This is a genomic window from Kosakonia quasisacchari, assembly GCF_004331415.1.
GTDB lineage: Bacteria > Pseudomonadota > Gammaproteobacteria > Enterobacterales > Enterobacteriaceae > Kosakonia > Kosakonia quasisacchari.
Genome location: NZ_SJOP01000022.1, coordinates 1 through 13,414, shown reverse-complemented (window position 1 = coordinate 13,414; position 13,414 = coordinate 1). Strand labels below are relative to the sequence as shown.

The 13,414-nt window shown below is 54.2% G+C and carries 13 protein-coding genes; 10 read left to right on the top strand and 3 right to left on the bottom strand.

What is annotated here, in order from left to right:
• The first annotated feature begins 30 nt into the window (after positions 1–30).
• Genes tatA through tatD form a run of 4 tightly spaced genes read left to right on the top strand, consistent with a single transcriptional unit; the run spans position 31 to position 2,414 of the window.
• Positions 31–294 (top strand): Sec-independent protein translocase subunit TatA, encoded by a 264-nt coding sequence (gene tatA / locus E0L21_RS20015; protein WP_131412581.1) that lies wholly within the window; start codon positions 31–33, stop codon positions 292–294.
• A gap of 3 nt (positions 295–297) precedes the next feature.
• A complete protein-coding gene (tatB, locus tag E0L21_RS20010) occupies positions 298–822 on the top strand; it encodes a Sec-independent protein translocase protein TatB (protein WP_131412579.1) in 525 nt (174 codons plus the stop codon).
• Positions 823–824: 2 nt separating this feature from the next.
• On the top strand, positions 825–1,589 hold the full coding sequence (gene tatC / locus E0L21_RS20005) for a Sec-independent protein translocase subunit TatC (RefSeq protein ID WP_131412577.1): 765 nt from the start codon (positions 825–827) through the stop codon (positions 1,587–1,589).
• 42 nt (positions 1,590–1,631) lie between these two features.
• Complete coding sequence (gene tatD / locus E0L21_RS20000; RefSeq protein WP_170312076.1) at positions 1,632–2,414, top strand: 3'-5' ssDNA/RNA exonuclease TatD; 783 nt, start codon at positions 1,632–1,634, stop codon at positions 2,412–2,414.
• An 8-nt stretch (positions 2,415–2,422) separates the two neighbouring features.
• Here tatD and rfaH read toward each other — a convergent pair whose 3' ends face one another.
• Entirely contained in the window at positions 2,423–2,911 is a 489-nt protein-coding gene (gene rfaH / locus E0L21_RS19995; protein ID WP_131412573.1) for a transcription/translation regulatory transformer protein RfaH, read from the bottom strand.
• 170 nt (positions 2,912–3,081) lie between these two features.
• On the opposite strand from rfaH, the gene ubiD reads away from it, so the two are divergent.
• Together ubiD and fre are read left to right on the top strand one after the other, a co-directional pair.
• Positions 3,082–4,590, top strand: a complete 1,509-nt coding sequence (ubiD, locus tag E0L21_RS19990; RefSeq protein WP_165501937.1) for a 4-hydroxy-3-polyprenylbenzoate decarboxylase — start codon at positions 3,082–3,084, stop codon at positions 4,588–4,590.
• Complete coding sequence (gene fre / locus E0L21_RS19985; protein WP_131412569.1) at positions 4,587–5,288, top strand: NAD(P)H-flavin reductase; 702 nt, start codon at positions 4,587–4,589, stop codon at positions 5,286–5,288. Before ubiD ends, fre begins: the two co-directional genes overlap by 4 nt.
• A gap of 478 nt (positions 5,289–5,766) precedes the next feature.
• Here the strand turns inward: fre and fadA are convergent, their stop codons facing one another.
• Both fadA and fadB read right to left on the bottom strand, forming a co-directional pair.
• Positions 5,767–6,930, bottom strand: coding sequence for an acetyl-CoA C-acyltransferase FadA (fadA, locus tag E0L21_RS19980; protein WP_131412567.1), 1,164 nt, complete (start codon positions 6,928–6,930; stop codon positions 5,767–5,769).
• 9 nt (positions 6,931–6,939) lie between these two features.
• Entirely contained in the window at positions 6,940–9,129 is a 2,190-nt protein-coding gene (fadB, locus tag E0L21_RS19975; protein WP_131412565.1) for a fatty acid oxidation complex subunit alpha FadB, read from the bottom strand.
• A gap of 189 nt (positions 9,130–9,318) precedes the next feature.
• On the opposite strand from fadB, the gene pepQ reads away from it, so the two are divergent.
• From pepQ to hemG, 4 genes are read left to right on the top strand one after another with little or no spacing between them, the layout of a single operon-like run.
• A complete protein-coding gene (gene pepQ / locus E0L21_RS19965; protein ID WP_131412563.1) occupies positions 9,319–10,650 on the top strand; it encodes a Xaa-Pro dipeptidase in 1,332 nt (443 codons plus the stop codon).
• Complete coding sequence (locus E0L21_RS19960) at positions 10,650–11,264, top strand: IMPACT family protein (protein ID WP_131412561.1); 615 nt, start codon at positions 10,650–10,652, stop codon at positions 11,262–11,264. The genes pepQ and E0L21_RS19960 overlap by 1 nt, the downstream gene beginning before the upstream one ends.
• A gap of 41 nt (positions 11,265–11,305) precedes the next feature.
• On the top strand, positions 11,306–12,757 hold the full coding sequence (gene trkH, locus E0L21_RS19955) for a Trk system potassium transporter TrkH (RefSeq protein ID WP_131412559.1): 1,452 nt from the start codon (positions 11,306–11,308) through the stop codon (positions 12,755–12,757).
• A gap of 11 nt (positions 12,758–12,768) precedes the next feature.
• The gene (gene hemG, locus E0L21_RS19950) at positions 12,769–13,311 is read left to right on the top strand and encodes a menaquinone-dependent protoporphyrinogen IX dehydrogenase (protein ID WP_131412557.1); all 543 of its coding nucleotides are present in this window, start codon (positions 12,769–12,771) and stop codon (positions 13,309–13,311) included.
• Positions 13,312–13,414: the final 103 nt, after the last annotated feature.

Below are 13,414 nucleotides of genomic sequence, written 5' to 3'. Positions count from 1 at the left end.
TTTAACATCATCTGTTACAGAGGACTATGTATGGGTGGTATCAGCATTTGGCAGTTGTTGATTATTGCGGTCATCGTTGTGCTGCTGTTTGGCACTAAAAAGCTCGGTTCTATTGGTTCCGACCTTGGCGCGTCCATTAAAGGCTTCAAAAAGGCCATGGACGATGACGATAAAGAGGAAAAGCAGGATAAATCGGCACAAGATGCGGATTTTACGGCAAAGTCTCTCTCCGACAGCAAGACATCCGACGACGCTAAAAAAGACGAAAAACGTCACGACAAAGAGCAGGTGTAATTCGTGTTCGATATAGGTTTTGGCGAACTGTTACTCGTTTTCATCATTGGCCTCGTGGTATTAGGGCCGCAACGGCTACCTGTGGCTGTGCGCACGGTCGCGGGCTGGGTTCGCGCGCTGCGCTCGCTGGCGACGACGGTGCAGAATGAGCTGACGCAGGAACTGAAGCTGCAGGAGTTCCAGGACAGCCTGAAAAAGGTGGAAAAAGCGAGCCTGGAAAACCTGACGCCAGAGTTAAAGCAGTCGATGGATGAACTGCGCCAGGCGGCGGAATCGATGAAACGCTCCTATAGCGCTAACGATGCCGAAAAAGCGAGCGATGAGGCACATACCATCCATAATCCGGTGGTGAAAGATAACGAAGCGCAACATGAAGGCGTTACGCCTGCTGCCGCTGAAAACCAGGCCAGTTCGCCACAGCAGGTCCTTGACGCTGCAGAGACGAAAAAAGCGCCGCAGGTTACTCCTGTGGTGAAAGAGGCCGTGTCGGTTTCCGACTCCATACCTTCTTCAAGTGATAAATCCTGAACATGGCTGTAGACGATACCCAACCGCTGATCGCGCACCTTATTGAGCTGCGTAAGCGTCTGCTGAACTGCATTATCGCCGTTATCGTGATTTTCCTCGCGCTGGTTTACTTCGCGAATGATATCTATCAACTGGTTTCCGCACCGCTCATCAAGCAGATGCCATTGGGCGCGACGATGATCGCTACCGACGTGGCCTCGCCATTTTTTACGCCGATCAAGCTGACCTTTATGGTGTCACTGATCCTTTCCGCGCCGGTCATTTTGTATCAGGTCTGGGCGTTTGTCGCTCCGGCGTTATACAAGCATGAACGTCGCCTGGTGGTGCCGCTGCTGGTTTCCAGTTCGCTGCTGTTTTACATCGGTATGGCGTTTGCCTATTTCGTGGTGTTCCCGCTGGCTTTCGGTTTCCTGACACACACCGCGCCGGAAGGCGTACAGGTTTCCACCGATATCGCCAGTTATCTTAGCTTTGTGATGGCGCTGTTTATGGCCTTCGGCGTTTCATTTGAAGTGCCGGTTGCCATTGTGCTGCTGTGCTGGATGGGCGTGACCACACCTGCCGATCTGCGACAAAAACGTCCGTACGTTTTGGTTGGCGCGTTCGTTGTCGGTATGTTGCTGACGCCACCGGATGTCTTCTCGCAGACGTTACTGGCAATACCGATGTATTGCCTGTTCGAAGTCGGCGTCTTTTTTGCTCGCTTCTACGTCGGCAAGCGCCGCATTCCGGATGAAGAGAACGAAACAGAATCCAGCGAAGAGTAATTACCAGCCGCCCGTCAGGGCGGTTGTTGTATGGGAAAAAGCATGTTTGATATCGGTGTGAATTTAACCAGCAGTCAGTTTGCCAAAGATCGGGATGACACTGTGGCGCGGGCGCAAGCGGCAGGTGTGACGGGTATGCTCATTACAGGAACCAACTTGCATGAAAGCCAGCAGGCACAGCAACTCGCTCAACGCTATCGTCATTGCTGGTCAACTGCTGGCGTGCATCCCCATGACAGCAGTTGCTGGACCGATGAAACCGCAGAAGCGCTCCGCACGCTGGCGGCTACAGCGGAAGTTGTTGCCGTGGGTGAATGCGGGCTGGATTTCAACCGTAATTTTTCGACGCCGCAGGAGCAGGAGTACGCTTTCGACGCGCAACTGTCGCTGGCCGCCGAGCTAAAAATGCCGGTGTTTCTGCACTGCCGAGATGCGCATGAGCGCTTTTTGGCGTTGCTGGATCCGTGGCTGGATAAGTTGCCTGGTGCGGTGCTGCACTGTTTCACCGGCTCGGCGCAGGAAGCGCGAGATTGTCTCGATCGCGGCATCTACTTAGGCATTACCGGCTGGGTGTGCGATGAGCGCCGCGGGCTGGAATTACGTGAAGTGGTTCCGCTGATCCCCGCCGGGCGGCTATTGATTGAAACCGATGCGCCATACTTGCTGCCGCGCGATCTCAAACCAAAGCCTGCGTCGCGGCGTAATGAACCGGCTCTTTTAGGGCATATTCTTGCCGTTATTGCTGAGCTGCGCGGTGAAGATGCCCAGCAGTTGAGTTCGGTAACGGATCAGAATGTGCGGCGGTTATTTGGCGTGGATTTTTAACGCGACTCTCACACCTTGCGAAAGTCGGTATTCTTGACGCTTTGCAGTACCTGCTTGTTAAGCAGGTGGAGTAAGAGCATGGAGCGCGCTTCGCCATCCGGTTCTTTAAAGATCGCCTGTAACCCCTCAAGAGCGCCCTCTGTGATCACCACATCATCGCCTGGATAAGGCGTGTCAGGATCGGTAATCCCTTCTGGTTGATAGAGCGAAAGCTGCTGAATAACGGATTGCGGAACGGTTGCCGGATGCATACCAAAGCGGACGAAATGGCTGACGCCGCGCGTAGCGTTAATCGTGGTGGTATGAATCACTTCAGGATCAAATTCCACAAACAAATAGTTCGGGAAAAGAGGTTCGTTTACTGTTGTGCGTTTGCCGCGCACCATTTTTTCCAGTGCAATCATAGGCGTCAGACAGCTGACCGCCTGGCGTTCTAAATGTTCCTGGGCGCGCTGGAGCTGGCCACGTTTGCAGTAAAGTAGATACCAGGATCGCATAATGACTCTTTTCCGTAAGTTCGGGCGCAAGAATATCAAAACCGCGGCATGATGGCTAAGTTGATTATAACCTGCGCCTAAAGATGTCGTTGTAATTCACGCAGATTTAACAAAAATACAGCAACCGCCGGGCGAACACCGTATAATAAGCCCCTTACCTGGAGGCGATAATAGACCGCATGAAATACAACGACCTACGTGACTTCCTGACGCTGCTTGAGCAGCAGGGCGAGCTGAAACGCATCACTCTTCCGGTTGACCCTTATCTGGAAATGACGGAAATAGCCGATCGCACGTTGCGTGCGGGTGGCCCGGCGTTGTTATTTGAAAATCCCAAAGGCTACACCATGCCGGTGCTGTGCAACTTATTTGGCACGCCGCGCCGCGTGGCGTTAGGCATGGGGCAAGAGGATGTCGGTGCTTTGCGGGAAGTGGGCAAACTGCTGGCGTTCCTCAAAGAACCCGAGCCGCCAAAAGGTTTTCGCGATCTGTTCGATAAACTGCCGCAGTTTAAGCAAGTGCTGAATATGCCGACAAAACGTCTGCGCGGTGCCCCTTGCCAGCAAAAAGTGGTGCAGGGCGATGACGTTGATCTGCGCAACATCCCGATTATGCAGTGCTGGCCGGAAGATGCCGCGCCGCTGATCACTTGGGGGCTAACCGTGACGCGTGGCCCACACAAAGAGCGTCAGAATCTGGGTATTTATCGCCAACAGTTGATCGGTAAAAATAAATTAATCATGCGCTGGCTTTCCCATCGCGGTGGTGCGCTGGATTTCCAGGAGTGGCAGGCAGCGCATCCTGGCGAGCGTTTCCCGATTGCGGTGGCGCTGGGTGCTGACCCGGCCACCATCCTTGGCGCGGTGACGCCGGTGCCGGACACACTCTCTGAATATGCCTTCGCTGGCTTACTGCGCGGCACAAAAACCGAAGTGGTGAAGTGCGTATCAAGCGATCTTGAAGTTCCCGCCAGTGCAGAAATTGTGCTGGAAGGCTATATTGAGCCGGGTGAGATGGCGCCGGAAGGGCCGTATGGCGATCACACCGGTTATTACAATGAAGTCGATAATTTCCCGGTATTTACGGTTACCCATATTACGCAGCGCGAAGATGCGATTTACCACTCTACTTATACTGGCCGTCCGCCAGATGAGCCGGCAGTGCTGGGCGTGGCGCTAAACGAAGTGTTCGTGCCGATTCTGCAAAAGCAGTTCCCGGAAATCGTTGATTTTTACCTGCCGCCGGAAGGGTGCTCCTATCGCCTGGCGGTAGTCACCATGAAGAAACAGTATCCCGGTCACGCCAAGCGCGTAATGATGGGCGTCTGGTCTTTCCTGCGTCAGTTTATGTACACCAAGTTTGTGATCGTGTGCGATGACGATGTTAACGCCCGCGACTGGAATGATGTTATTTGGGCGATTACCACCCGAATGGATCCTGCAAGGGATACGGTTCTGGTGGAAAACACGCCGATTGATTATCTGGATTTTGCCTCACCGGTTTCCGGCCTGGGCTCCAAAATGGGACTGGATGCCACCAATAAATGGCCGGGCGAGACCCAGCGCGAATGGGGCCGCCCCATCAAGAAAGACCCGGAAGTAACGGCAAGAATCGACGCTATCTGGGATGAGTTGGCCATACTGAACGACGAAAATAGACCCGACAGAGAGAGCGCATGACAACCTTAAGCTGTAAAGTGACCTCGGTAGAGGCCATCACTGATACCGTATATCGTGTCCGTTTAGTGCCGGAGGCGGCTTTTTCGTTCCGCGCGGGCCAGTATCTGATGGTGGTGATGGATGAGCGAGACAAACGCCCGTTCTCTATGGCCTCAACGCCGGATCAGCATGATTTTATCGAACTGCATATTGGCGCGTCTGAGCTGAATCTCTACGCCATGGCGGTGATGGATCGCATTCTGAAAGACCGGGAAATCGTTATCGATATTCCGCACGGCGATGCCTGGCTGCGTGACGATGAAGAGCGTCCGATGGTGCTGATTGCCGGTGGTACCGGTTTCTCGTATGTCCGCTCTATTTTGCTGACGTCGCTGGCGCAAAACACGAATCGTGAAATCACCATTTACTGGGGCGGGCGCGAAGAGAAACATCTCTACGATTTAAGCGAGCTGGAAGCGTTGTCGGTGGATCATCCGAATCTGCGTGTTGTGCCTGTCGTTGAGCAGCCGGAAGCAGGCTGGCGTGGCCGCTCTGGCACCGTACTGGCTGCGGTGTTGCAGGATTTCGGTTCGCTGGCCGAGCACGATATCTATATTGCAGGCCGTTTCGAGATGGCGAAAATCGCCCGCGATCTGTTCTGTAATGAGCGCGGTGCGCGTGAAGATCGTCTGTTTGGCGATGCGTTTGCGTTTATCTAAGCCTGTCTTCGCCTTTGTCACTCTAGCCGCGTTGGCTGCCGTCGTTCTCCCCGGTCACATAGTTCACGATGCTGCCGGGGATTAATTCTTTGCCACCTTGCCCTGGTACCAACGGCTTCGATATCGCTTTTCTCTTCACCATCGCTGCGGTGGTTGACTGCCGGATAACAGAAATAAAAAACCCGCCCCTGACAGGCGGGAAGAACGGCAACTAAACCTTCTCTCTACCCTTGTCACCATCGCGGCGTTAACTGCCTTCGTTCACCCCAGTCACACAGTTCACGATGCTCCCGGGGATTCACTCAGGTGCTGCTTTGCTCTGGTGCCAATGGCTTGATTGACCTTTCTCTTTGCCCTTGTTGTGGCTGCCTTCGCTCACCCAGGTCACATAGTTGTCTATGTTCCCTGGGATTCACTCCGTTGCCGCCTTGCTCTGGCATCAATGGTTTCGAGACAGATCCTTTTCCTGCCTGAAGCGTTAAACGCGTTCAAACACCGTGGCGATCCCCTGGCCTAAACCGATGCACATGGTCGCCAGACCAAATTGTGCGTCTTTACGTTCCATCAGGTTCAGCAGCGTGGTGCTGATACGTGTTCCGGAGCAGCCCAGCGGGTGACCAAGCGCAATCGCGCCACCGTTGAGGTTGATCTTTTCATCGATCTGTTCCATAAGGCCCAGATCTTTAATACACGGCAGGATCTGTGCGGCAAACGCTTCATTCATCTCAAACAGGTCGATATCGCTGGCGGTCAATCCGGCTTTTTTCAGCGCCAGTTGAGAAGCCGGAACTGGGCCATAGCCCATGATCGACGGATCGCAGCCAACAACCGCCATCGAACGAATGCGCGCGCGCGGCTTCAGACCCAGCTCACGAGCGCGGCTCTCGCTCATCACCAGCATTGCTGATGCACCGTCTGACAGCGCCGAAGAGGTGCCAGCGGTAACGGTGCCGCTTACCGGATCAAAGGCCGGTCGCAGAGTCGACAGTGCTTCGACCGTGGTTTCCGGGCGGATCACTTCGTCATAGGTAAACTGTTTCAGTACACCGTCTGCATCGTGGCCGCCGGTCGGGATCAATTCATTTTTGAACGCACCGGATTGCGTCGCGGCCCAGGCTCGGGCGTGAGAGCGGGCAGCAAAGGCATCCTGCATTTCGCGGCTGATACCGTGCATGCGCGATAACATTTCAGCGGTCAGCCCCATCATCCCCGCCGCTTTTGCGACGTTACGGCTCATGCCCGGATGAAAATCAACGCCGTGACTCATCGGTACGTGGCCCATATGTTCCACGCCGCCGACCATACAAACCTGCGCATCGCCGGTCATGATCATGCGTGCAGCGTCGTGTAACGCCTGCATTGAGGAGCCGCACAGGCGGTTAACCGTTACGGCCGGTACAGAATGTGGAATTTCAGCCAGCAGCGCGGCGTTACGGGCAATATTGAAGCCCTGTTCCAGCGTCTGCTGTACGCAACCCCAGTAAATATCGTCGATAGCGCTTGCGTCCAGCGCCGGGTTACGCGCCAGCAGGCTACGCATCAGATGAGCGGAAAGGTCTTCCGCCCGGACATTGCGAAATGCGCCGCCTTTTGAACGGCCCATCGGGGTGCGAATCGCATCGACAATGACAACGTGTTCCATTGTGACTCCTTAAGCCGTTTTCAAATCGCCCACCGGGCGCGCAGGTTCAACCGCAGGATAGTAAGGTTCGTTGTGACGCGCTTTTTCACGCAGCCCCGCCGGAACTTCATACAGCGGGCCAAGGTGCTGATAATGCTGCGTCATATCGAGGTATTTCGCGCTGCCGAGCGTATCCAGCCAGCGGAACGCGCCGCCGTGGAACGGAGGGAAGCCCAGGCCGTAAACCAGCGCCATATCTGCTTCTGCGGGGCTGGCGATAATGCCTTCTTCAAGGCAACGTACCACTTCGTTGATCATTGGGATCATCATGCGCGCGATAATTTCGTCATCGCTGAAATCGTGTTTGCCTTTGCTGATTTCCGCCAGCATGCTGTCCACGGCGCTGTCTTCTTCTTTCTTCGGTTTGCCTTTGCTGTCTTCTTTATAGCGCCAGAAACCGAGGCCATTTTTCTGCCCAAAACGGTTGGCGTCGAACAGCGCGTCAATCGCATCGCGATAATCTTTCTGCATCCGTTGTGGGAACCCAGCCGCCATCACTGCCTGCGCGTGATGCGCGGTATCAATGCCGACAACATCGAGCAGATAGGCCGGGCCCATCGGCCAGCCGAACTGTTTTTCCATCACTTTGTCGATTTTGCGGAAATCCGCGCCGTCGCGCAGCAACTGGCTGAACCCGGCAAAGTAGGGGAACAGCACGCGGTTAACAAAGAAGCCAGGGCAATCGTTGACCACAATCGGCGTTTTGCCCATCTTGCTCGCCCAGGCCACCACTTTCGCGATGGTGTCGTCAGAGGTTTTCTCGCCGCGAATGACCTCAACCAGCGGCATACGGTGTACCGGGTTGAAGAAGTGCATGCCGCAGAAATTCTGCGGGCGCTTCAGTACGCTCGCCAGTTCACCGATCGGAATGGTCGAGGTATTGGAGGCCAACACGGTATCCGGGCGAACCTTGTCTTCTGTTTCCGCCAGTACCGCTTTTTTCACTTTCGGGTTTTCTACCACCGCTTCCACCACCACATCGACACGCTCAAAACCAGCGTATTCCAGCGTCGGCTGAATAGTAGCAATCACGTTCGCCAGCTTCAGGCCATCGATCTTGCCGCGCTCAAGTTGCTTATTCAGCAGCTTGCCCGCTTCATTAATGCCAAGCGCGAGGGATTTCTCGTTGATATCCTTCATCAATACCGGCACGCCTTTCCAGGCCGACTGGTAAGCGATACCGCCGCCCATGATGCCTGCGCCAAGCACCGCAGCATGTTTGGGGGTTTCAATATCTTTGGTGAGTTTTTTCGCTTTGCCTTTCACATACTGGTCATTGAGGAAAATGCCGACCAGCGCGCAGGCTTCATTGGTATGAGCGAGTGGAACAAAGCTCTGGTTTTCCAGTTTCAGTGCTTCTTCGCGGCCAAATCTGGCGGCGGCTTCAATGGTTTTAACCGCAGTGATCGGTGCCGGGTAGTGTTTCCCGGCGGTTTGCATCACCATGCCTTTGGCGATGGTAAAGCTCATGGCGGCTTCAATTTTACTCAGCTTCAATGGCTCCAGCTTCGGCTGGCGTTTGGCTTTCCAGTCGAGATCGCCATTAATCGCCTGACGCAGAATCGCCACCGCGCCATCACGCAATTTCTCCGGTTTGACGATGCCATCAACCAGGCCGATTTTCAGTGCTTGTTCCGCGCCGACATCTTTCCCGGCGGCGATGATCTCCAGTGCGCTATCGGCGCCCAACAGACGCGGCATACGCACCGAGCCGCCAAAGCCTGGCATGATGCCGAGTTTGGTTTCCGGCAGGCCAATGCGCAGATCCGGTGTGGCTAAGCGGTAGTCTGTTGCCAGTACACATTCGCAGCCACCGCCGAGGGCATAGCCATTCACGGCGGAGATTGTCGGAACGGGCAGATCTTCCAGGCGATTAAAGACGCTGTTAGCAAAGTGCAGCCATTGGCTCAACTGTTCTTCCGGGACCAGGAACAGGGAGAGGAATTCGGTGATGTCGGCACCGACAATAAAGGCCGCTTTTTCTGAGCGCAGCAGCAGCCCTTTTAAATCTGATTGCTTTTCCAGCACGCCCAACGCTTCGCCAAGGCTGGCGACGGTAGCGGTATCAAGCTTGTTAACTGAGCCAGGCGCATCAAACACCAGTTCGGCGATGCCATCTTCCAGCCAGTCGAGGTACAGGTTATTGCCTTTGTAGAGCATGTCAGTCTCCTGAATCCAGCGGTGATCTGGTCGTACCAGATGAAGCGGAGTGTGGTTTTTATGTTAAAAAAATGCAAATAACTCATTAAAAAAATGCAGCGCCGATCACGCTCGGCGGAAATCACTCAGTTGTGGACAGGTGTGCTAAGATGCGAAAACTTGAGGTCACAAGAAACAAAAGGAAAAACGATGGACTCACTGGCTGAACTTTATAAAAATCATATTGTTACTTTGCAGGAACGCACACGTGATGTGCTGGCGCGGTTTAAACTCGACGCGTTACTTATTCACTCCGGCGAGTTGTTTAATGTCTTTCTTGATGACCACCCTTACCCGTTTAAAGTGAACCCACAATTTAAAGCCTGGGTGCCGGTCACGCAGGTGCCGAATTGCTGGCTGCTGGTTGATGGTGTGAATAAACCGAAGCTGTGGTTTTACTTGCCGGTGGATTACTGGCACAACGTGGAACCGTTGCCGACCAGTTTCTGGACCGAAGAAATTGACGTTATTGCGCTGCCGAAAGCGGACAGTATTGGCAGCCAACTGCCAGCCGCGCGCGGCAACATTGCCTATATTGGGCCGGTTGCGGAACGCGCCTTAAATCTTGATATCGCCGCAAGCAATATCAACCCGAAAGGGGTGATCGATTACCTGCATTATTACCGTGCGTATAAAACCGATTATGAACTGGCGTGCATGCGTGAAGCGCAGAAGACGGCGGTGATTGGTCATCGCGCAGCGCATGAAGCGTTCCAGTCTGGCATGAGCGAGTTCGACATCAACCTCGCCTATCTGACCGCCACCGGCCATCGAGATACTGACGTGCCTTATGGCAACATTGTGGCGCTGAACGAACACGCTGCTGTCCTGCATTACACGAAGCTCGACCACCGCGCACCGGCGGAAATGCGCAGTTTCTTGCTGGATGCTGGTGCGGAGTACAACGGCTATGCCGCTGACCTGACGCGCACTTGGGCGGCGAACAGCGACACCGATTACGCGCAACTGGTGAAAGACGTCAACGATGAACAACTGGCGCTGATTGCCACCATGAAAGCGGGTGTCAATTACGTGGAGTACCATGTGCAGTTCCATCAGCGTATCGCGAAATTGCTGCGTCGCCACCAAATCATTACGGATATCAGTGAAGAAGCCATGGTTGAGGAGGATATTACCGGGCCGTTTATGCCGCACGGTATTGGCCACCCTCTTGGTTTGCAGGTGCATGATGTCGCCGGTTTTATGCAAGATGACAGCGGTACGCATCTGGCTGCGCCATCGAAATACCCGTATCTGCGCTGCACACGCGTGATGGAACCGCGCATGGTGCTGACCATCGAGCCGGGTATCTACTTTATTGAGTCGCTGTTGGCGCCTTGGCGCGATGGCCCGTTCAGCAAGCACTTCAACTGGCAGAAGATTGATGCGCTGAAACCGTTTGGCGGCATTCGTATTGAAGATAACGTGGTTATCCACGAAAACAGCATTGAAAACATGACGCGGGACCAGAAGCTGGCGTAATGGAGAGCTGGCTGATCCCGGCGGCACCGGTCACCTTTAGTGAGGAGATCAAGAAGAGCCGTTTTATTACCCTGCTGGCGCATACGGATGGTGTCGACGCAGCAAAAGCGTTTGTCGACGCCGTTCGGGCAGAACACCCGGACGCGCGTCACCACTGTATGGCGTGGGTCGCAGGCGCGCCGGATGATTCGCAGCAGTTAGGCTTTTCTGACGATGGTGAACCGGCGGGCACGGCGGGTAAACCGATACTCGCGCAGTTGATGGGCAGCGGTATCGGAGAAATTACCGCCGTCGTGGTGCGATATTATGGCGGCGTGCTGCTGGGAACCGGTGGGCTGGTGAAAGCTTACGGTGGCGGTGTGCAGCAGGCGTTAAGCCTTTTAACCACCATCCGCAAAACGCCATTAACCGAATATACTTTGTGGTGCGATTACGCACAGCTCGCCGGAGTTGAAACGCTGCTTGGGCAATTTGAGGGGAAAATTGTCGCAAGTGAGTATCAGGCTTCCGTGCATCTGCGAGTGGCGCTTCCTCACAGCAGACTGGACGCATTTTCAGCAAGGCTTGCTGATTTTAGTCGTGGCGCATTGCAATTGTTAAAAACTGAAGAATAATCCCCCACCTGATTTTCTGAACACCTAAGGAAGCGGCAGAGATGCAATTTCGCGCCATAACCCGAATCGTTGGACTGCTGGTTATCCTCTTTTCCGGAACGATGATCTTACCCGGACTGGTTGCCCTTATTTACCGTGACGGTGCGGGTCGTGCATTTACCCAGACCTTTTTCGCTGCGCTGGTGATTGGCTCCATGCTGTGGTGGCCGAACCGTCGGGAGAAAAAGGAACTGAAATCCCGCGAAGGCTTTTTGATCGTCGTGCTGTTCTGGACCGTGCTGGGGAGTGTGGGTGCGCTGCCGTTTATTTTCTCGGAAAGCCCGAACCTGACGGTGACTGACGCTTTTTTTGAATCGTTCTCTGGCCTGACGACAACAGGGGCGACTACGCTGGTAGGGTTGGACTCGTTGCCGCATGCCATCCTTTTCTACCGCCAGATGCTGCAATGGTTTGGCGGGATGGGGATCATCGTGTTGGCGGTTGCGATACTGCCGATTCTGGGCGTGGGTGGGATGCAGCTTTACCGCGCGGAGATGCCCGGGCCGCTGAAAGATAACAAAATGCGCCCGCGTATTGCCGAAACGGCGAAAACGCTGTGGCTTATTTATGTGCTGCTGACCGTGGCTTGTGCGTTGGCGCTGTGGTTTGCCGGGATGCCCGTTTTTGACGCTATCGGCCATAGCTTCTCGACCATCGCCATTGGCGGCTTTTCGACACATGATGCCAGCGTGGGTTACTTCAATAGCCCAACCATCAACACTATCATTGCTATCTTCTTATTGATCTCTGGTTGTAACTACGGCCTGCACTTCTCTTTACTGAGCGGGCGCAGCCTGAAAGTTTACTGGCGCGATCCTGAATTCAGAATGTTTATCGGTGTGCAACTGACGCTGGTGGTGATCTGCACCGTGGTGCTGTGGTTCCACGATGTTTACAGCTCCGCAGTGACGACGGTGAACCAGGCTTTCTTTCAGGTGGTGTCGATGGCGACAACTGCTGGGTTTACCACTGACAGTATTGCGCGCTGGCCGCTGTTCTTGCCGGTGTTGCTATTGTGCTCGGCGTTTATTGGTGGCTGTGCGGGTTCTACCGGTGGTGGTTTGAAAGTGATCCGCATATTGCTGCTGTTCAAACAGGGTAACCGCGAGCTGAAACGTCTGGTGCACCCGAATGCGGTTTACAGCATTAAGCTTGGGAATCGCGCATTGCCGGAACGTATTCTTGAAGCGGTGTGGGGGTTCTTCTCTGCCTATGCGCTGGTGTTTATTGTCAGCATGCTGGCGATTATCGCCACGGGCGTGGATGACTTTTCTGCTTTCGCTTCGGTTGTCGCCACGCTGAATAACCTGGGGCCAGGGCTGGGCGTGGTTGCTGATAACTTCGCGAGTATGAATCCGGTGGCGAAGTGGATCCTCATCGCGAATATGCTGTTTGGTCGTCTTGAAGTCTTCACATTGTTGGTTCTGTTTACCCCAACCTTCTGGCGCGAATAAGGGAGCGTGACGTGAAAACATTGATTCTATTTTCAACCAGAGATGGGCAAACTCGGGAAATCGCTGCTTATCTGGCGTCCGAGCTGAAAGAGCTTGGTGTCTATGCCGATGTGGTGAACCTGAACCGTACGCCAGATATAGAATGGGATAACTATGAGCGTGTGGTGATTGGTGCGTCTATCCGTTACGGCCATTTCCATCCGGCGCTGGCGAGCTTTGTGAAAAAGCACCTGCAGCAGTTGAATGCGCTACCGAGCGCGTTCTACTCCGTTAACCTTGTTGCGCGTAAGCCTGAGAAAAGTTCTCCGCAAACCAATAGCTACACGCGCAAATTTTTACTCTCTTCACCGTGGCAGCCAGATCAGTGCGCGGTATTTGCCGGTGCACTGCGTTACCCACATTATCGTTGGTATGACCGCTTGATGATTCAACTGATTATGAAGATGACCGGCGGCGAAACCGATCCCACCAGAGAAGTTGTCTATACCGACTGGCAGCATGTAGCGAGTTTTGCCCGCGAAATCGCTCAATTAAAATGCAAATCGACCGATTAGCGGCCGTTGCGACTGAAAATTAAGCGAACGAAAACTTTTTTTAAATTTATACTTGTCAGCGGAAATTAACTCCCTATAATGCGCCTCCACTGACACGGCACAC